Origin of the sequence: Myxococcus xanthus (genome assembly GCF_006402735.1) — a bacterium.
GTDB classification, from domain to species: Bacteria; Myxococcota; Myxococcia; order Myxococcales; family Myxococcaceae; genus Myxococcus; species Myxococcus xanthus_A.
Map to the genome: position 1 here is coordinate 7,990,759 of NZ_CP017174.1, position 20,003 is coordinate 8,010,761.

Sequence of the window (20,003 nt, forward strand, 5' to 3'; positions counted from 1 at the left end):
CCCCGGGTGAGCGCTCGGGCAAACTTGAACATCGCGTCTGGCGCCGGGCGCGATAGAACGTTTCTCCATGAAAGTCGCCGTGCTCACCGGCGGGGGCGACTGCCCCGGCCTGAACGCCGTCATCCGCGCCGTCGTCCGCCGCGCCAACGCCCACGGCTTCGAGATGATGGGCCTCCGAGATGGTTGGAAGGGGTTGTTGGAGGACAACCACTTCCGCCTCACGCGTGAAACCACGTCCGGCATCCTCCACCGGGGCGGCACCATCCTCGGCACCTCGCGCGTCAACCCATTCAAGGTCGAAAACGGGCTGGAGCGCGTCAAGCGCGCCATCGAACGCAACGGCATCCACGCCATCATCGCCATTGGTGGTGAAGGCACGCTGTCGGCCGCCACGCGCATGTCGCAGGAAGGGCTGCGCATCGTCGGTGTGCCCAAGACCATCGACAACGACATCAACGCCACGGACTTCACCTTTGGCTTCGACACGGCCGTCGCCATCGCCACCGAGGCCATTGACCGGCTGCACTCCACCGCGGAGTCGCACAAGCGCGTCATCGTCTGCGAGGTGATGGGCCGTCACGTGGGCTGGATTGCCACCTACGCGGGCATCGCTGGCGGCGCGGACGTCATCCTGGTGCCGGAGATTCCCGCCGACCTGGCGAAGGTGGCCGAGCACATCCAGCGCCGCCACGCGGGCGGGCGCACCTTCTCCATCGTCGTGGTGGCGGAGGGTACGCGCATCAAGCTGTCCGCGGACCAGCAGGAGCAGCTCGTCACCAGCGGCGCGCTGGACGAGGCAGGCAGGCCGCGGCTCGGTGGCGTGGGCACCATCCTGGCGCACGAAATCGAGCGGCGCACCGGCTTCGAGACGCGCGTATCCGTGCTGGGCCACATCCAGCGCGGCGGCGCCCCCACCGCGCATGACCGCGTGCTCGCCACCCGCTACGGCGTCCACGCCTGCGACATGGTGGCCCGCGGCGAGTTCGGGAAGATGGCCGCGCTGCGAGGCAACGACATCATCAGCGTGGACCTGGCGGACGCCACCCGCGAGCTCAAGCGCGTCCCGCAGGAGTTCTTCGAAGTCGCCCAGGTCTTCTTCGGCTGACGCGACGCAGCATCGTGGAGCGCGGATGAAGCACGGGGCCGCGCTCCGTTAGCATCGGCACCTCCTCACGCCGTCACAAGGAAGGGTGCCGATGCTGCCAGGCCGCATGATGGATTTCCCGCTCACGCTGAGCCACTTGATGGAGCGTGCACGGACGTTCTACCCGCGCTCGGAAATCGTCAGCCGCAACCCGGACAAGTCGCTGCACCGCTACACGTACGCGGACTTCTACGCGCGCACGTGCCGGCTGGCCAACGCGCTGACGCGGCTGGGCGTGAAGGCGGGGGACCGGGTGGCCACGCTGAGCTGGAATCACTATCGGCACCTGGAGATGTATTACGGCGTGCCGTGCATGGGCGCGGTGGTGCACACGCTCAACCTTCGCCTGCACCCCAATGACCTGGGCTACATCGCGCGGCACGCGGAAGACTCCGTGGTGGTGGTGGACCGCTCGCTGCTGCCGCTGTTCGAGAAGTTCAAGGACGCGGTGCCCAGCATCCGCCACGTCATCGTGGTGCCGGACGCGGGCCCCGCGCCGGAGGGGACGCTCGACTACGAAGCGCTGCTGGCGGCCGAGTCCCCGGACTTCGACTTTCCCCAGCTCGATGAGAACTCCGCGTCGATGCTCTGCTACACGTCGGGAACCACGGGCAATCCGAAGGGCGTGCTCTACAGCCACCGCTCCACCGTGCTGCACGCCCTGGCGTGTTGCATGACGGACGTGACGGGCATGCGCGAGGCGGACGCGGTGATGCCGGTGGTGCCCATGTTCCACGCCGCCGCGTGGGGTCTGGCCTTCGACGCCGTCCTCACCGGCGCGAAGCTGGTGCTTCCCGGGCCGCACCTGGACCCGCCCTCCCTGCTGGACTTGATGGCGGCGGAGAAGGTCACGATGGCGGGCGGCGTGCCCACCATCTGGATTGGCATCCTGGCGCTGCTGGACCAGTCACCGGCCAGGTGGGACCTGAGCAGCATGCGGTCGATGCTGATTGGTGGCTCGGCGGCGCCTCCGTCGCTGATTGAGGGCTTCCAGCAGCGGCATGGACTGGAAGTGGTCCACGCGTGGGGCATGACGGAGATGAGCCCCGTTGGGACCATGGCGAAGGTCAAGGGACCGCTGCGGCAGGCGGCGCCAGAGACGAAGTCCTCGGCGCGGGCGTCCCAGGGGTTCGCGCTGCCGTTCGTGGAGACACGCGTCGCCAGCGACGACGGCACGCTGCTGCCCTGGGATGGGGAGACGATGGGCGAGTTGGAGGTCCGGGGGCCCTGGGTCGCGTCTTCCTATTTCAGCGACGAGGGCGAGGACCGCTTCACGAAGGACGGCTGGTTCAAGACGGGCGACGTGGTGACCATCGACTCGCAGGGTTACGTGCGCATCTGCGACCGCAGCAAGGACGTCATCAAGTCGGGCGGTGAGTGGATCTCCTCCGTGGCGCTGGAGAACGCGCTGATGGCGCACCCAGCGGTGCTTGAGGCGGCCGTCTTCGCAGGGAAACATCCGAAGTGGGATGAGCGCCCGCTGGCCGCGGTGGCACTGAAGGAGGGGCAGCAGGCCACGAAGGAGGAGCTGACCGCGCACCTGGCGGGCCAGTTCGCGAAGATGTGGCTGCCGGATGACTATGTCTTCGTCCCGCAGGTGCCGCGCACGTCCACCGGCAAGTTCCTCAAGACGAAGCTGCGTGAGGACTACGGCGACCACCTGCTGAAGAATCCGAAGGCGGACGCAGCGACGTAGACCGCGACGAAGGCATGATGCGCGAGGCGACACGCTCGCCGAAGCAGCCTCACGCATCCGCTGTGTGAGTCGCGACCTGGTGCGCGGCGCGCTGCCGTACAGGTCGTAGGCAGGTCGGAGCGGCGGCCTCCGATGCCGCTTCATGCATCCACCGCGTGCGCGACAACGCCCTGTTGCGCAGCGCGCTTCCGCGCAGACCGGGGTCAAGGCGCAGCGGCATCCTCCGCCGCCGCCTCGTCTATCCTCCCGGTGTACACGGCACAGGGGACAGCGCACCTCCGCACAAGTCGTTCGCGGGGCGGAGCCGCATCTGCCCCTTGAGCATGGCATCAGGAGCCGGCGTTACCTCCACGCGTCCGCCGCTGACGCGCGGAGGTAACTTCTGGCCCTGCGCTAGTTGCCACCCAGGCAGATGCCGTCGCAGGTGACCTCCACCTGCCCGCCCGGACGCAGGAAGCGGTCCACCTGCTCCCGTCCGTCGTCGTCCCGGCGCACGCCTTCGTGAACGGCATTGTCGGCGGCCGGCAGGTCCGCCACGGTGCCGGGCAGCGGCGGCGGTAGCCCGAAGTCGAACTGCACCAGCGCCGAGCCCTCCACCGTTCCCTCTTCCGCGGGCAGCATGGGCACGCGCCAGGTGGAGGGCAGTTGCTGCGTCAATCCCATGGCGCGGGCATGCAGCTCGGTGGCCACGTTGGGAACCTGTGCATCCCCCAGGCCGTACTGCACCAGCACCCGGCGCGACGCGGGCGCTCCGGGATACAGGTCGCCGAGCACGTGCTGCGCATAGGTGAGCGGGTCGATGCGGTCGAAGGACGTCTGCGTCAGCGCCGCGAACTTCTGCTGGTCGAGCGCGTCCGGCACCGTCTGGGCAATCGCATCCAGGAACATGCCGAAGGGCCGGGCGCGGAACATCATCAGCGAGAAGTCCGCCCCGCCCACGCTGAACACGGCCCGTGAGACGTGCGGCGACAGCGCGACGTACGTGCCGCCCAGGATGTGGCCCTGGCTGATGCCGTAGAAGTACGTCTGCTCCGGATCAAAGACGCGCACGCCGTCGTCCTGCAGCTCGGTCAGCGCCCCCAAGGTCGTCCGAGCCGCGTACGTCACGGCGAGCTGGTTCACCATGCCTTGGTGGACGCGGTCGGTGAAGCGCATCGTCTGGCCGGGGTTGCCCGCCATCGCCTGGAGCACGCCCGGCGCGTCCGTCTGCGACATGCCCCACCAGTCCACCGTCAGCACCACCATCCGCGTGGCCTGGATGAAGGGCCGGACGAAGGAACCATCCGCCTCCGCCTGCCGACCGAAGAAGCCGTGGCCGTACTGGAGGAAGCGCACCGGCGCCACGGACTGCCCCCAGACGCTGTGAGGAATCTGGAGCGTGAAAGGCACCTCCGCGTCGCCATTGCGCCGCACACGACCTTCCTCGTCACGGGCGAGCAGCGCACCGGGCTGGTCGCTCTCCAGGAAGAGCGGGACCCGCAAGGTGCCGGTAATGCGCCGGGCGACGTTGGCGTCCACGTCATCTCGCACGTCCGTCACCGTGACGGCGGGGGGCGTGGCCTCCAGCGCCTCCATCGCCAGGCGGCGCACCTGGAGCATGTCCCGCGTGACGCCCTCTTGTGACTCGGTGGTGAAGTCCCACGCGAGCTGGAGCTCCGCGCGCGGCACACCCGCGGCCTCCAGCGCCGGGAAGATGTCCGCTTCGTACCTGGCGGCCAGGGGCGCCAACAGCGGGTCTCCCGCCGTCTGGCCATCCCGGATGCGCCGGAAGCCCTCGGGCACCGGCACGGGCGTGCCGTCCTCCGCCGTCAGCCCGCGCAGCGCGATGATGTAGCGGGCCGTGTTGCGCAGCCGCACCACGGGCCGCAGCAGCAATGCGCGGCGCGCGTCGTCCGGAGCCCTGGGGTCCAGCTCCGCGAAGTGGAGCACGCCCTCGCCGCGCTCCGCGTCGAGGAACACCGTGTTCCCGTTCGTCGCGGCGGTAGGGCTCGTCACCGACGGCAGGCGCGCGTCATCCACGCCGTCCGGGAAGAGCGCGAGCACCTGCGTGCCATGGGAGTAACCGTCCGCCGGGTGGAGGTCCGTGAAGTCGAACGCGGCGCCGTCCGGTGCCTTCAGCTTCGCCGCATCGGAGAGCCGCACCCGGTGACCGGACGGCAGCGCCGCATCCTCCTCGAGGAAGTAGTCGGAGGGGTATGGCAGGAGGCAGTCATGCTCGGAGGCCAGCGGGTTGCAGCCCGCGGGTACCATCAGCGGAGGCAGCTCCTCACCCGCATCGGGCGTGCCGCTGTCTCCCGCATCCGGAATCCCACTGTCGCCTGCGTCGGGCCGCCCCGCGTCGGGCAATCCCGCATCCGGTGGCGCGCCTTCATCCGAGTCGCCGCAGGCGGGAGCCACCGCCAGCAACCCTGCCGTCAACAGTCCAGCGCCATACCGCTTCATCCGCATCATCATGTCGTCGCTCCTGGAGGGCTTCGCGGAAGGGGTTCAGCTGCCCCAACGCGATGAAAGCGGACGCATTCCCCCCCGGAAAGGTCGCGCGCGTCATGGAACAGAAGGACGGCGCGGCTCCCGACAGACGGTGGACACTCCGCGAGGGAGGGCGGCAGTCCTGCGCCAACTTCCCGCAACGCGGTTTAAGGTGCGGGCACCATGCCGTCCGTCAAGCAACTGCGCCCGTTCGCCCTGGCAACCCTGGAGGCCTTCCTCGAAGCATCCGGCCGCGTCGTGCTGGTCCAACAACCTCCCGAGCCCGTCTTCCAACAGGTGGCCATGCGGCTCGGTGAGGCACGCACCGTGGGCATGGCCCACCGGACACGGCTCGTGGACCGGCTGTTCGTCATGCTGCGCGGGTTCGATGCCCTGGAGGTCCACTTCCTCCGGCCAGAAACGGAGGGGGAGGAGTTCTCCGTGGGACGCATCGAAGGATGCTCCCTGGTGGTACCCGACCCTTCCGTGTCCAAGAACCACGCGACCCTGCGGTGGCACGCACAGGCCGGTGACTGCTCGGTGCGCGACCTGGGTTCCATGAATGGCACCTGGGTCAACGCCTCGGCGCTGGGACCGGACCAGGAGCGGATGCTCAACGACGGCGATGCCCTGGCCTTTGGCGATGCCCAGTTCCTCTACCTGCGCACGGAGACGCTCCACGCCCACCTGCGGATGGCCAGTCCCAGCCGGGACTGAGGGGCCCGGGGACGGAACGTTCCTTCCACGCACCAGGCTCGTCCCCGGGCAGGGGCCGCGTGGACGGAACGTTCCTTCCACCAGGTCAGCGGGCCGCACCCTCAGGTGGGAGTCCCTGCGAGATGAAACGTCTCTTCCAACTTGGAGGAGGCCTGCCTCGACAGGCGGACGTGCTGAGGAATGGGACACCCACTCCAAGCGTAGATGGGCCATCCAGGGGAGCGGCCCGGCAGCGGGCCTCTCCACCGCATGCTTCCCCACACGCCCGCCAGATGACTGCCCTGCCCCTGTCCTCCAGCCACTTCATGCGGCGCATGTCGCCCGCCCCAGCTATGACTGCTCCCCTTCACGCCAAGGGAGCACCGTAAATGGGCAGGCTGCTGTTCCTCCTCGTCTTCAACGTCGGCGCCTGGGCCGTGCTCCGGTCGCTGTGGCCCGGCCTGCTCCGGAAGTGGCGCCTGGGCGTCTTCGCGCTGGGGACGTTCCTGTCCCTGGTGGCGTGGCTCTACTCCGCGGTGGCCGGACGGCACGCGCAGCTTCCCGTGGGGGATGCGGCCCTGCGCGTCTTCTCCGTGGGCTGGTCCGTCGCCATCATCATGATTGTCCTCACTGGCGCGCCCTTCCTCCTGCTGCGCAGGTGGCTGGACCGGCCCGCCCGTAGGGAGCCGCCCCTCACCGCGCCCGAGGCCAACCCCGCCCCGCCGGTGAACATGGCGCGCCGCAACCTGCTGACGAACGCCGGCCGCGCGGTGCCGCTGCTGGCGGCCGGGACGAGTTCGGTGGGGCTCGCCAACGGCTACACGCAGTTCTCCGTCCGCGAGGTCGACATCCACCTCCCCGGCCTGCCTCCGGCGATGGACGGGTTCCGCATCGGCCAGATTACGGACGTCCACGTCGGCACGTTCATCGACACCCAGTACCTGCAAGACGCCGTGCGGGCGATGAACGACGCCAAGGTGGACCTCCAGGTGATGACGGGAGACCTCATCGACGACCTGGACCAGCTCGACGGCACCATGGCGGCGCTGTCGGAGTGCAAGGCCCGCCACGGCATGCTCGCCATCCTGGGCAACCACGAGCACTGGCGCGGCCTGGGGGCCATCCGCCAGGCCTACGCCGACGTGGAGGCGCGAGGCGGCCCCGTGCGCCTGCTGGTGGACACGTCCCATGCCTTCGAGCACGCCGGCCAGCGCGTGCGCGTGGTGGGCGTGGACTACCCCATGTCCGGCCGCAGTCACCGTGTGAAAGCGGAGCGCATGCAGCAGTCCGCGGAAGCCGGCTTCCGCGACGTGGCGCCCGAAGAGGTGGTGCTCTGCCTGACGCACCATCCTGACTTCTTCCCGCTCGCGGCTGAGCGCGGCGCCCGGCTGACGCTGGCCGGTCACACCCACGGCGGACAGGTGGCCTTCCTGGGCGTCCCGGCCTTCTGGTTCGCCTTCAAGTACATGCTGGGCCGCTACCGCCAGGGCGACCACCAGCTCTACGTGTCCGGCGGAACGGGGCACTGGCTGCCCTTCCGCATCGGCGTGCCGACAGAGGTGACGGTCCTCACCCTTCGCGCGACGGGGGCGTCGGCTGCTGGCCGTACGTCTTGAACTTCTCCAGGACGCGCGCCATCTCCGCGCCGTCCAGCAGCACCGGTTCACCCACCTGGAGCGCCCGCCAGTACATGGCGGCCAACGTCTCCACTTCGACGGCCAGCTTGAAGGCCGCCGGCAAGTCCCTGCCCACCGCCACCATGCCGTGGTTCGCCATCAGGCAGGCCTTGCGGCCCTCCAGCGCGGCCAGCACATGGGCCGCGAGCTCCGCCGTGCCGAACGTGGCGTAGGGCGCGCAGCGCACGTCCGTGCCGCCCGCCGCGGACACCATGTAGTGGAAGGCGGGAATGTCCCGGTGCAGGCACGCCAGCGTGGTGCAGAACATGGAGTGCGCATGCAGCACCGCGCCCACCTCCGGCCTGGCGGCCAGGATGTCCCGGTGGAGCTGCCACTCCGACGACGGACTCCGGCGGCCCTCGTGGCTGCCGTCGAAGCGCATGAGGACCAGGTCCTCCGGCACCAGCGAGTCGTAGTCCATGCCGGTGGGCGTCAGCAGGAAGCCGGCCTCCACCCGCACGCTCAGGTTGCCGGAAGTGCCCTGGTTGAGCGCGGACGCATTCATCCGCCGCGCGGTGGCAATCATCGACTCGCGCAGGGCGAGGTGCTCGCACGCACCGCTCATTCCGCCCTCCCGCGCCGCTCCGGGAAGAGCGACAGCAGCCCGTCGTGCGAAGCCGGGCACACACCGCGCTCGGTGATGAGCGCCGTCACCAGCCTCGCGGGCGTCACGTCGAAGGCGTAGTTCGCCGCGGGGCTCCCCTCCGGCGTAATCCGCACCGTGGCCACCTCGCCCGACGCCAACCGTCCGGTGACGTCGCTCAGCTCCGCGCCGTCGCGCTGTTCAATCGGAATCTCACGCACCCCATCCCGCAGCGTCCAGTCGATGGTGGGCGAGGGCAGCGCCACGTAGAAGGGCACGCCGTTGTCCTTCGCCGCCAGTGCCTTGAGGTAGGTGCCAATCTTGTTCGCCACGTCGCCCTGGGCCGTGGTGCGGTCCGTGCCGACGATGCACAGGTCCACCTGCCCGTGCTGCATCAGGTGGCCCCCCACGTTGTCCGCGATGACGGTGTGCGGGACGCCGTGCTGCCCCAGCTCCCAGGCCGTGAGCTGCGCGCCCTGGTTGCGCGGGCGTGTCTCGTCCACCCAGACGTGCACGGGGATGCCCGCGTCGTGCGCCTGGTAGATGGGCGAGAGCGCAGTGCCGAAGTCCACCGTGGCCAACCAGCCGGCGTTGCAGTGCGTGAGCACCTCCAGGCGGCCCTGGCGCCCCTTGCGCGCCCAGGCGTCCTCCAGGAGCTTCAGGCCGTGCGCACCGATGGCGCGGTTGATGGCCACGTCCTCGTCGCTGATGGCCTCCGCGCGGCGAAGCGCGGCAGCCACCCGTTCAGCGGGAGGCAGCGGCGCCAGGAGCTGACGCATGTCATCCAGGGCCCAGTGCAGATTCACGGCGGTGGGGCGCGTGCCCCGCAGCACCGCGAGCGCGTGCTCCAACGCGCCGTCCGAGGCATCCGCGCGCAAAGCCAGCCAGACGCCATAGGCCGCGGTGGCACCGATGAGGGGCGCGCCGCGCACCTGCATGCTCCGGATGGCATGAGCGGCTTCATCCAGCGTCGTCAGCCGCACGGTGACGAGCGCATGCGGCAGCCGCGTCTGGTCAATGGCCTCCGCGGCCTGCGCGTCCGGCGCCAGCCAGATGGAGCGCATCGGCTTGCCATGGACCTTCATCGGCGCAGCACCCGGCCCGCCACCGCGGACAGCTTCTCCACCATCGCGGCGTCCCAGGCCGTGGGCGCGGTGATGATGGCGTGGTCCAGCGCCTTGTGGCAGCCCTGGGCACAGGGGCCGGTATGCGCCCCGAGCAGCGGCACCACGTTCTTCACCAGCCCCTTCGCCTTGCCCGCGTTGCCCAGCAGCACGGAGACAACCTGGTCCACCGTGACGGCGTCATGGTCCGGATGCCAGCAGTCGAAGTCGGTGACCATGGCCACCGTCGCGTAACAGAGCTCCGCCTCCCTCGCGAGCTTGGCCTCCGGCATGTTCGTCATGCCGATGACGTCACAGCCCCAGCTCCGGTACAGGTGGCTCTCCGCGATGGCGGAGAACTGCGGCCCCTCCATGGCCAGGTATGTGCCGCCCCGGCGCGCGACGACGCCCAGGCCCTCGCACGCGGAAATCACCGCGTCCCCCAGCCGCGAGCACACCGGCTTCGCCATGGAGACGTGCGCCACCAGTCCCGTGCCGAAGAAGCTCTTGTCCCGGGCGAAGGTCCGGTCGATGAACTGGTCCACGACGACGAAGGTGCCCGGTGGGTATTCCTCGCGCAGGCCACCCACGGCGGACAACGACAGCAGGTCCGTCACCCCGCTGCGTTTGAGCGCGTCGATGTTCGCGCGGAAGTTGATGTCCGTCGGCGCCAGCCGGTGGCCTCGCCCGTGACGCGGCAGGAAGACGACGCGGTGCCCTCCGAGCGTGCCGAAGCACAGCTCGTCCGAAGGCTCACCGAAAGGGGACGTCACCTTCTTCCATTCGACGTCCGTCAGGCCATCCATCTGGTACAGGCCACTGCCACCAATGATGCCGATGACGGGCGAGGTAGGGTTGGACATGTGGCGGGCTCCCGGTGGACGCCGGCACAAGGACTGCGCCGGCGGCAGGGAGCGTAGGAGTCGCGGCGGACTCGAGCAAGCCAGAGCGCGGTCCTGTCCAAGCGCTCATGGGGCCGTGCGCCCGGTCCCCTTCGACACCGCCCCGGTGCGGCGCCATGTCGCCATGTGTCGACATTGAAGCCAGACAGCCGCGAGCCGCTGCCTGACCGGAGACAATGACAGACAGCGTCAAATCCACCCGACTCCGCCGCTCAGGGCTCTCCCAGCGCGAATGACGCCATCCGGTGTCTGTAGACCTTTCCGGGGTCCTCGAGGACGTCGTTGTGCCCCGCCCCGGCCACCGTCTCCACCTCGGCCTGGGGGAAGAGCGTGCCCAGCCGGCGCCCCATGTCCACGGGGATGAGGGTGTCCTCCTCGCCGTGGATGATGAGCACGGGGAGCTTCACGGCGGCGGCCTTGGACGCGGTGTCATACCGGTCCCGGGCCAACAGGCGGACGGGCAGGAAGGGAAAGGCCGTGGCCCCGATGTCCGGGATGGACGTGTACGGACTCACGAGCATGACCCGGGAACCGTGCCCGCGCCGCGCCATCTCCACCGCGACGCCCGTCCCCAGACTGCGGCCACTGAGCACCGTCTGCTCGGCGCTCACACCCTTCGCGCGCAGCCAGACGAGCGCCGCCTCCGCCGCGGCGTAGATGCCTTCCTCCGTGGGACGCCCCGGTGACGCGCCATAGCCCGGGTACTCGACGGTAAGGAAGCCCAGCCCCCGCGCTTGCATCAAGTTGCCCAGGCCAATCTGCGTCAGCACCTCCTCTCCGTTGCCGTGGAAGTGCACCACCGTGGGCGCGCCCGGAGGCGCCGGCAGGTGGAACAGGTCCACGTACAGGCCGCCCTCCAACGGGAGGCGGCTGAAGCCGTCACCTTCCGCCAGCGGCGGCGTGCCCTTGGGGGCCGGGTAGAGCAAGGAGCGCTGCAGCGCGAACACCGCCACACACAACACGAGGTAGATGGATCCGAAGGTGGTCAGGATGAGGATGAGCATGCGGCGCAGCCGAAGCATTGGCCCAGTGTGCCGCAGTTCGCAACGCGGTGCGACGGCGAGTGGCGTCACGCCCGTGATGGACAGAACCCGTCATCCCCACCCCGCCCAGCCAGGACCACTGGCATCCGAACCGACGGCAATGCCACGATAGCGTTCGGAAGCCCTATCACAGACACGCCGCAGGACGACTCGGACACCCCAGGCCGCTGCCTGGATTGGAGAAGGCGTGACGTCTCGTTGGGTGCTGGGTCATGCCCTGGAAGAACGGCTGCCATCGCTCCGGATGCGCGGCACTCCGGAGGCGGTGGACGAGGCACGCGCGCGGCGCAGGCTGGAGCGCTGGCGCAAACAAGAGCCCCTCACGCGGGACTCGCTCTGGGCCCAGCGCCTGCGAGCCTCGGGGCTGACGGAAGCGGAGCTGCACACCCTCCTGGGGGAACCCGCGGAGGCGCTGCATGCACGCATGGGAGCGCCTCCGCCGTGGCAACGCGTCATCGAACAGGCCTACACGTCAGAGGTATCGCCGCCCTTCTCCTGGCCGGAGCCCACGCCACCGGGCGCGGCCCTGCTCGGACTGGTCGAGCCACTTGTCCACGAGGCACACGCACGGCTCGTCTCCGCCCTGGACACCTGCCTGCGTGACATGCCCGCAGCGCCGTTCGAGCCAAAGCACGCGGCTCGCATGCTGCTCGCGCCGCTCCCGCGGATGTTGATGCCCTTGCTGGGACGGACACTCGCGGTGGAGCTGCGCATCGCTCAGCTCGAAGGACGGCTCCAGGGAGACACGCCCGAAGCGCGCTTCCAGGACTTCGCCCAGCACCTCCGGCGACGCGACGTGGCGCTCGACATCCTTGCCCGCTACCCGGTGCTCGCGCGGCAAGCCGTGGAGTACATCACCGCGTGGGAAGCCACGGGCGTGGAGCTGATGCAGCGGCTGGCTCGCGACGCCGCCGCGCTGTGGCACCGCTTCCACTACGGCGTTCCTCCCGGCCCGCTGGTGGAGGCCCAAGGCGGTCTGTCAGACCCGCACCGAGGTGGACGCACCGTCTTCCTGCTCCGCTTCGCCTCGGGACTGCGGCTCGTGTACAAGCCGCGCCCGCTCACGGCGGAAGCCGCCTTCCAGCAACTCCTCTCCTGGCTGAACGCGCGCGGCCTCACGCCGCCGCTGCGCACGGTGGAGGTCCTCTCCTCGGACGGCTACGGGTGGATGGAGTACGTGGAGGCCGCGCCGTGCCAGTCGGCCGAGGAAGTGCGGCGCTTCCATCTGCGGCAAGGCGCCCTCGTCGCACTGCTCTACGCGCTGGACGTCACCGACATCCATTACGAGAACCTCATCGCGGTGGGCGAGCACCCCGTCCTGGTGGACCTGGAGACGCTCTTCCATCCGCACACGCTCGCCGCCTCCATCCGGGACGTGGAGAAGCAACCCGGTGCGGTGCTGAACGGTACGGTGCTCAAGAGCGGGCTGCTGCCCCAACCCGCCTGGCGCGCGAAAGACGGCACGGAGGTGGACTTCAGCGCCCTGGGCGCCAGCGAGGGACAGCTCACGCCACTGGGCTACCTGGTGGCGACGGCGCACGGCACGGACCAGCTCCGCTTCGAGCGGCGGCGGATGGAGATTCCAGGCGCGGCGAACCGTCCTCGCATGGAAGGACAGGACGTCTCCGTGGCGGTGCAGGCGGACGCGCTCGAGCAGGGGTTCTCCACCCTGTACCGGCTGCTCGCCGAGCACCGGGACGCGCTGCTCGCCCCTGAAGGGCCGCTCGCGGCTTTCGAGCACGCGCCCGTGCGAGTGCTCTTTCGCGGCACGGCCAGCTACGACGCCCTTCTGCACGAGAGCATGCACCCCCATGCGATGGGGGATGCGCTGGACCGGCAGCGCTTCTTCGACCACCTCTGGCTCGCCGTGAAGGAGCGCCCGTACCTGGCGGCCCTCATCCCTTTCGAGCAGGAGGAATTGCAGCGCGGCGACATCCCCCGCTTCACCGCCCTGCCCGGCTCGAAGGACCTGTGGTCAGGCGCGGGCCGCCACCTCCCTGGCTTCTTCGACGACTCCGGCTTGGAACGAGCGCGACGGCGCCTGGCGGAGCTGTCGCCGGATGACCACGAGCGGCAGCTCGGCTTGCTGCGAAACGCGCTCGACCGGGTCCGGTTGGCGGCAAGCCCCGGCGCCCGCCCCCGCTATCCGTTCCACGAGCCACCCGAGCCCGCGCATCCAGACACGCTGCTGGCGGCCGCACGGCGCGCGGGAGAGCGATTGGTGGCCCTGTCGTTCTCCGGCGCGGGACATTCCCACTGGCTGTCGCTCGAAAGGTCCGACACGGAGGAGTGGCGGCTCGTCCAGGTGGGGACAGACTTCTACCAGGGGCTCTCAGGCATCGCGCTGGTGCTGGCGCAGCTCGGTGCCCTGACGGGCGAAGCACGCTTCACGCAGGCGGCCCGAGGCGCATTGCGCCACCTGACCTGGCGCCTGGAGGCCGCGCCAACACAGGTCCGTGGCGTGGGCATCCTCAATGGCTGGGGCGGCATTCTCTACGCCCTGACCCACCTGGGGGCACTGTGGGGGGAACGCGCGCTGTTCGCGACCGCCGAGTCCTTCGTGGACGCCATGGCTTCCCGTGTGGAGCAGGACGAGCACCTGGACCTGGGCAGTGGCTGCGCGGGCGCCCTGCTCGGCCTGCTGACGCTCGTGGGGCAGCATCCTTCCGAGCGAGCGTCACGACTGGCGCGCGTCTGTGGGGAGAAGCTGCTCCAGACGGCCACGCCCCAGTCCCAGGGTCTGGGCTGGCTTTCACCCGCGACCGGCGGACAGGCGCTGTGCGGACTGGCACATGGAGGAGCGGGCATCGCGCTGGCGCTGCTGAGGCTGGCCTCCGTCACGGGAGAGTCCCGCTTCCACACTACGGCAATGGAGGCGCTGGCGTACGAGCGTGGCCAGTTCTCGCCCGAGGCCGGCGACTGGCCCGACCTCCGCGCCGACGCAGGGATGCACGGCGGTGATGGGCCGGCCTTCATGTGTGGCTGGTGCAATGGCGCACCCGGCATCGGGTTGGCGCGCATCTCCGGACTGCCGCTGCTCGATGACCACCGGGTGCGCGAGGAAATCGCAGCGGCGGTCCGCGCCACGCTCGCGGGAGGCCTGGGCTACAACCATGGCCTGTGTCATGGCGACCTGGGCAACGTGCTCTTCCTGCTGGAGGCCGCGCGCGCACTGCACGATGACACGCTGCTGCGGCGCACCTATCAGCTCGCGGGCGGCATCCTCCAGGGCATCGAGTCGCACGGCTATCAGCATGGCCTGCCCGACAGCATCGAGACACCGGGGCTGATGGTGGGGCTCGCGGGCATCGCCCACGGCCTGTTGCGGCTCGCGGCGCCGGAGCGGGTGGCGGACGTGCTCTCCGTGGCCCCTCCCGTCTCGTGAAGCGGCTTCGTTCCCGACGAACTCCGGCACCGCGAGGGTTGGCGGTCCGTTGGCAGTACCCCCCAACAACCCAAGAGGAGCAGCACCATGAGCCACAGCGACAAGAACCACATCCTCCGCGCCTGGCGTGACGCCGACTACTACGACAGCCTCTCCGACGCGGAGCGCGCCGCGCTTCCGGCCAGCCCCGCGTCCGTCATGGAGCTGGAGGATGCGACGCTGGCGTTCATCACCGGCGGCGATGCCGAGGCCTCCTGCCCCGCCACCCCCACGCCCAACGAGCTCACCTGTCTCTATACGAACTGCGGGCGCATTGCCTGCTGCCGCTGAGCGACGAGACGTGAGCTGACGCGGAAGGGCCGTGGCGGCTCGACGTGAATACGGACGTGGTCTGCGCAGGGGAGCGGCGGAGGAATGCCGCTCCCCTGTTTGCCCCGGACGGAGTTGCCGTGACGCGCCCACAGCGACTTCACACGGCATGAACAAGCCGCAGGAGCTGTCATCTTGGCGCCGAGAAGCTGAGCGCAGCGCCTATCCAAACAGGCCCAGTGACGGAGGCGGAGTGAAGCCAGGGAACACCCTCGCCAACTCCACACCGGGCCGACAGGCACGCAGGGCTTCCGCCAACGGCGCGCGCACGTCCGTCCATGCAGGCACATCGCGCCCGTCCTGCAAGCGCTCCGGCACCAGCGAATCGAAGCGTCCGTACACCCTGCCGCCCTTCACGCCGCCGCCCAGCACCAGCATCGCGCTGCCCACACCGTGGTCCGTTCCGCGGCTGCCGTTCTCCCGCACGGTGCGGCCGAACTCCGTCAACACCACCACCATCACCTGCTCCAGCCGAGGCCCCAGGTCCGCGGCAAAGGCCGCGAGCGCACCTCCGAGTTCCTGACAACGGTTGGCGAATGCCCCTGTCGCGGCACCCTGGGCGGCATGCGTGTCCCAGCCGCCCGACTCCGTCGCCGCCACCTCCAGCCCCACTTCTCCGTGGATGAGCCGCGCGATGTCCCGCAGCCGCTGCCCGAGCGGCCCCTTCGGATACACCACCGTCGCGCGCGAAGGCAGCTTCGCCAGCCGGTCCTCGTCCAGCAGGGCCATCGCCTCGAATGCGCCCTGCCCTGTCGTCCGCAGCGCCTCGTCCACGGCGCCCGCGTAGAGCGCACTGAAGCCTCGGGTGGCTTCCTCCCCTCGGCGTCCGCCTCGCAACCGGAACTCCTCCAGCCGCCCCATGGCCAGCGCCCCCGCGTCTCCGAACAACGCTCGGGGCAGCGTGGGTTGCAGCGCCACGGCGCGCAGCGCGGCGCCCTCCTCTTCCTCCAGCGCGCGGTTGAGCCAGCCATCCGGCGTCGACTTGCGCCCTGGCGTTCCGGACTCCACGAAGTCCTGCGCGTCGAAGTGGGAGCGGACCGGCTCCGGCAGTCCCACGCCATGCAGCACCGCCAGCCGGCCGTCGTGCCACAGCGGCATCAGCGCATCGAGCCTCGGATGCAAACCGAACGGCCCTGACAGCTTCAGCGCGGCATCCGGCCCGCTTTCCCGCAGTGCCAGCGAAGGGCGCGCCCGGTGGTACGCCGCATCCTCGATGGGCGGCACCAGCGAGAGCCCGTCCACGCCTCCGCGCAGGAAGACTGTCACCAGCGTGCGGCGAGCGACTGACGCTGGACTGGCGGCGAGCGCCCGCCCCAGGAACCCCGGAGCACAAACGAGCCCCGCGCCCGTCACTCCCAGGGCGCGCAGCAGATGGCGGCGAGTCAGCGGTGCGGTCATGACGTCTGGAGCTCCGGAGTCGCGGCCCGTCTCCAGGCAGGAACACGCATCTCCACGAGAGGTTAACTCGCTCAACACCTCCAGCGGCCTTCCCTCGCGGCGCGTCCGCGCGCCTTGACAGTCCAAGAAGGCCGACAGTACATACGGCCCCATGTTGGTGCCTGGGCCTTGGCCTGGGCTTAAAAGGGAACCCGGTGTGAATCCGGGGCTGCCCCGCAGCGGTAAGTGAGAACGAACCTCGTCACACGCACTGGCTCCCCCTGGGAGCTGGGAAGCGACGAGCAGTAGGAACCCGGCTCCGGCCGGAGTGCTCACGAGCCCGAAGACCTGCCCGCATCCGTTCGTGGGAGAAATCCACGGACGGTTTCGACCTGGAGCCGCGTGGGACGGCCGGAAGGTCCGAGCAGCGCTGGAGCCTCCAGCCAGTCTTCGCGCGCGCCTCGGCTTTTCCGACCCAACCCCGCTCGTGTGTCCAGTCGCCCGTGGGGGCGAAGGTCGGTCCGTGGGCTCCTCCGGGGCCTGGTGTGCGCCGACACGCGTGCATCGTGACAACCCTTCTTCCACGCGGGAGCCCTGTCGGGCGACCTCGGTCGTCCGCGCTGCGTGGAGGACGGACGATGCGGGACGAAGGCAGGCAGGGCGTGCGCTACCCGCAAGGGAATGTGCTGCTGCGCAACCTCGCGCGCGATTTCCCCGTGGTGACACACGGCCAGGGCGTCCACCTCTTCGACGCCACCGGCAAGCGCTACCTGGACGCCTCCGCGGGCGCGCTCGTGGCCAGCGTGGGCCATGGCAACCGCGAGGTAGTGGACCGCATCCACGAGCAACTGCTGCGCGTCGCCTACGTCAACGGCACCCACTTCACCACCGAGGTGACGGAGCAGCTCGCCTCCCGTCTGTGCGCGCTCGCGCCACCGGGCCTGGAGCGCGCCGCGTTCCTGGGCTCGGGCTCCGAAGCGGTGGAAGCCTCGGTGAAGTTCGCCCGGCAGCTCTGCGTGGAGCGCGGGCAGCCCCAGCGCACGAAGGTCATCACGCGCGTGCCCGGCTACCACGGCAACACGCTCTATGCCCTCTCGCTGTCGGGGCGGCCCCACTACAAGCAGTTCTTCGGCCCCATGCTGGCGGAGGTCGTCGCCACGCCCGCGCCCTACCCGTATCGCTCCGGCCTGGAGGACTACACACGCGACGGCGCGGAGCACTACGCGCGGATGTTGGAGGAGACGCTCCTCCGCGAGGGCCCGGACACCATCGCGGCCTTCATCGCGGAGCCGGTGATTGGCTCCTCCGCCGGAGCCTCCCCGCCACCGCCGGGATACTTCGAGCGCGTGAGCGCGCTGTGCCGGAAGTACGGCATCCTCACCATCGCCGACGAGGTCATGTGCGGCTGCGGACGCACCGGCCGATTCTTCGCCAGTGACGTGTTCGACTTCACCCCGGACCTGCTGGTGCTCGGCAAGGGCATCAGCGGTGGCTACGCGCCGCTGAGCGCACTGCTCGTGCGGCAGGCGCACCTGGAGGAGATGCGGCAGGGCTCTGGCGGCTTCATGCACGCGCAGACCTACCTCCAGGCTCCGTCGATGACGGCAGCCGGGCTGGCGGTGCTCGACTACTACGAACGGCACGACCTGGTGGCGCACGCCGCGCGCGTGGGCGCCCACTTCCAGCGGCGCCTGCGCGAGACGCTGCTGCCCCTGCCCTACGTGGGCTCGGTGCAGGGCGTGGGACTGATGGCGGGCGTCGAGTTCGTGGAGGACATCGAAAGCCGCCGCCCCTTCCCCCGTTCGCGCAAGGTGGTGGAGGGACTGATGGCCGAGCTGTTCGAGCGTGGCCTCGTCCTCTGGTCCAACACCGGCCACGCGGACGGAACGAACGGGGACCTGCTGATGCTGGGTCCCCCGCTGGTCATCACCGAGGCCGAGGTCGACGCGCTGGTCGACACGCTCGCGCAGGGCATCAACCACTACTTCCGGAGGGAGCCATGAGTTTCCGCATCACCTACTCGGTGCTGGACGCAGACATGTCCACGCTGCACGCGCGCTTCGATGAGGCGCTCACCACCGTGCGCGGGCGCCTGGGCGAAGCGCTGCCGTCGTGGATCGCCGGCGAGGCATACCGGAGCGACGACCTCCTGGAGAGCCGCAACCCTGCGAGGCCGGATGAGCTGCTCGCCACCTTCCACCGCACGCCCGTCAGCGAGTTGGACCGTGTGGTGCGCGTGGCGCGAGACGCCCAGCGCGGCTGGGGCGCCACGGCCTGGGAGGAGCGGGTGCGCATCCTCCGCCGGGCCGCGGACCTCATCTCCGAGCGCAGCCTGGAGTTGTCGGCACGGATGACGTTGGAAGTGGGCAAGAGCCGGCTGGAGTCGCTGGGTGACGTGGAGGAGTCCGCGGACCTGCTGCGCTACTACGCCGGCCAGCTGGAGCAGGCGGAGGGCTTCGTCCGTCCCATGGCGCGCCTGTCGCCCAACGAGGACACACGCAGCGTCCTGCGGCCATATGGCGTCTTCGCCGTCATCTCGCCCTTCAACTTCCCACTGGCGCTCGCGGCGGGCATGAGCGGAGGCGCGCTCCTGGGTGGCAACACCGTCATCCTCAAGCCCAGCGAGGAGGCCCCCTGGTGCGCGGAGGGCCTGTACCAGGCGCTCGCGGACGCGGGCCTGCCCCCGGGTGTCTTCCAGGTGGTGCACGGCGAAGGTGAGGCGCTGGGCGCGGCGCTGGTGCGGCACCCCGGCGTGGACGGCGTGTCATTCACCGGCAGCAAGGCCGTGGGCATGAACCTCCACCAGGTGATGTCCACCGGCCGCGTGCGTCCGTGCTTCCTGGAGCTGGGTGGGAAGAACCCGGCCATCGTCTGCCGCGACGCGGACCTGGAGGCCGCCATTGATGGCTGCTTCCGCTCCGCCTTCGGCCTGTCGGGCCAGAAGTGCAGCGCGCTGTCCCGCATCTACGTGCACGAATCGCTGCTGAACGACTTCACCGATGGGCTGGCGAAGAAGGCCCGGGACGCGGTGGTGGGAGACCCGTCGCTGGCGTCCGTGTTTACCGGCCCCGTCATCAACGCGGCGGCGGTGCAGCGCTTCGAGCGCGCGGTGGACGAGGTGCGCCGCGACGGCGCCATCATCGCGGGTGGAGAGCGGCTGCGGCTGGAGGGCGCGCTCGCCAAGGGCCACTTCGTCGCCCCCACCGTGGCGGCGCTGTCGCACGGGCACCGGCTGATGCGGGACGAGCTGTTCCTGCCCTTCGTCGGGGTGACGGGCTTCAGCACGCTGGACGAAGCCCTGCGGATGGCGAACGACTGTGAGTACGGCCTCACCGCGGGCATCTTCAGCCGCGACGCCGCGGACGTGGAGCGCTTCATGGCCGAAGCCGAGGCCGGCGTCCTCTACGCCAACCGCCGCACCGGCGCGACGACAGGCGCGTGGCCCGGTGTGCAGTCGTTCTGTGGATGGAAGGGCAGCGGCGCGTCCGGCAAGGGCGGCTGCGGCCCCTACTACGTCGCCCAGTTCATGCGCGAGCAGGCGCAGACCCGGATGGGCTGAA

The 20,003-nt window shown here is 69.9% G+C and carries 14 protein-coding genes and 1 riboswitch; of the genes, 8 read left to right on the forward strand and 6 right to left on the reverse strand.

The features are described 5' to 3' along the window. Window positions 1-67 precede the first annotated feature (67 nt). Together BHS09_RS32860 and BHS09_RS32865 are read left to right on the forward strand one after the other, a co-directional pair. Window positions 68-1,105, forward strand: a complete 1,038-nt coding sequence (locus tag BHS09_RS32860) for a 6-phosphofructokinase (protein WP_140795318.1) — start codon at window positions 68-70, stop codon at window positions 1,103-1,105. A gap of 91 nt (window positions 1,106-1,196) precedes the next feature. After that, window positions 1,197-2,840: a long-chain fatty acid--CoA ligase gene (locus BHS09_RS32865; RefSeq protein WP_140799989.1), complete on the forward strand. Its 1,644-nt coding sequence runs from the start codon at window positions 1,197-1,199 to the stop codon at window positions 2,838-2,840. Window positions 2,841-3,233: 393 nt separating this feature from the next. On the opposite strand, the gene BHS09_RS32870 is transcribed toward BHS09_RS32865, so the two are convergent. Then, window positions 3,234-5,294, reverse strand: coding sequence for a hypothetical protein (locus BHS09_RS32870; RefSeq protein ID WP_140799990.1), 2,061 nt, complete (start codon window positions 5,292-5,294; stop codon window positions 3,234-3,236). A 198-nt stretch (window positions 5,295-5,492) separates the two neighbouring features. Here BHS09_RS32870 and BHS09_RS32875 point away from each other — a divergent pair, with 198 nt between their 5' ends. Further along, the gene (locus BHS09_RS32875) at window positions 5,493-6,026 is read left to right on the forward strand and encodes an FHA domain-containing protein (protein WP_140795321.1); all 534 of its coding nucleotides are present in this window, start codon (window positions 5,493-5,495) and stop codon (window positions 6,024-6,026) included. 368 nt (window positions 6,027-6,394) lie between these two features. Beyond that, window positions 6,395-7,621, forward strand: a complete 1,227-nt coding sequence (locus BHS09_RS32880) for a metallophosphoesterase (RefSeq protein ID WP_140799991.1) — start codon at window positions 6,395-6,397, stop codon at window positions 7,619-7,621. On the opposite strand, the gene BHS09_RS32885 is transcribed toward BHS09_RS32880, so the two are convergent. The 4 genes from BHS09_RS32885 to BHS09_RS32900 form a co-directional block, all read right to left on the reverse strand. Further along, window positions 7,575-8,246 carry a class II aldolase/adducin family protein gene (locus BHS09_RS32885; RefSeq protein WP_140795323.1) on the reverse strand — a complete coding sequence of 224 codons (672 nt, stop codon included), beginning with the start codon at window positions 8,244-8,246 and terminating at the stop codon, window positions 7,575-7,577. The two genes, BHS09_RS32880 and BHS09_RS32885, sit on opposite strands and share 47 nt — an antisense overlap. After that, the gene (gene mtnA / locus BHS09_RS32890) at window positions 8,243-9,349 is read right to left on the reverse strand and encodes an S-methyl-5-thioribose-1-phosphate isomerase (RefSeq protein ID WP_140799992.1); all 1,107 of its coding nucleotides are present in this window, start codon (window positions 9,347-9,349) and stop codon (window positions 8,243-8,245) included. The genes BHS09_RS32885 and mtnA overlap by 4 nt, the downstream gene beginning before the upstream one ends. Then, complete coding sequence (locus tag BHS09_RS32895; protein WP_140799993.1) at window positions 9,346-10,230, reverse strand: S-methyl-5'-thioadenosine phosphorylase; 885 nt, start codon at window positions 10,228-10,230, stop codon at window positions 9,346-9,348. The genes mtnA and BHS09_RS32895 overlap by 4 nt, the downstream gene beginning before the upstream one ends. Before the next feature lie 251 nt (window positions 10,231-10,481). Next, window positions 10,482-11,291, reverse strand: a complete 810-nt coding sequence (locus BHS09_RS32900; protein WP_140795326.1) for an alpha/beta hydrolase — start codon at window positions 11,289-11,291, stop codon at window positions 10,482-10,484. A gap of 208 nt (window positions 11,292-11,499) precedes the next feature. Here BHS09_RS32900 and BHS09_RS32905 point away from each other — a divergent pair, with 208 nt between their 5' ends. Then, window positions 11,500-14,697 carry a type 2 lanthipeptide synthetase LanM family protein gene (locus BHS09_RS32905; protein WP_237079966.1) on the forward strand — a complete coding sequence of 1,066 codons (3,198 nt, stop codon included), beginning with the start codon at window positions 11,500-11,502 and terminating at the stop codon, window positions 14,695-14,697. Window positions 14,698-14,784: 87 nt separating this feature from the next. Continuing rightward, on the forward strand, window positions 14,785-15,027 hold the full coding sequence (locus tag BHS09_RS32910) for a mersacidin/lichenicidin family type 2 lantibiotic (protein ID WP_140795328.1): 243 nt from the start codon (window positions 14,785-14,787) through the stop codon (window positions 15,025-15,027). 201 nt (window positions 15,028-15,228) lie between these two features. Here BHS09_RS32910 and BHS09_RS32915 read toward each other — a convergent pair whose 3' ends face one another. Continuing rightward, window positions 15,229-16,464 carry a DUF1501 domain-containing protein gene (locus tag BHS09_RS32915; protein ID WP_140799995.1) on the reverse strand — a complete coding sequence of 412 codons (1,236 nt, stop codon included), beginning with the start codon at window positions 16,462-16,464 and terminating at the stop codon, window positions 15,229-15,231. 138 nt (window positions 16,465-16,602) lie between these two features. Continuing rightward, window positions 16,603-16,813, forward strand: a riboswitch (cobalamin riboswitch). A gap of 268 nt (window positions 16,814-17,081) precedes the next feature. Between BHS09_RS32915 and BHS09_RS32920 the strand changes: the two genes are divergently transcribed. Further along, window positions 17,082-18,446: an aminotransferase family protein gene (locus tag BHS09_RS32920; protein WP_140795332.1), complete on the forward strand. Its 1,365-nt coding sequence runs from the start codon at window positions 17,082-17,084 to the stop codon at window positions 18,444-18,446. Beyond that, window positions 18,443-20,002, forward strand: coding sequence for an aldehyde dehydrogenase family protein (locus tag BHS09_RS32925; RefSeq protein ID WP_140799996.1), 1,560 nt, complete (start codon window positions 18,443-18,445; stop codon window positions 20,000-20,002). Before BHS09_RS32920 ends, BHS09_RS32925 begins: the two co-directional genes overlap by 4 nt. The last annotated feature ends 1 nt before the right edge of the window (window position 20,003 follow it).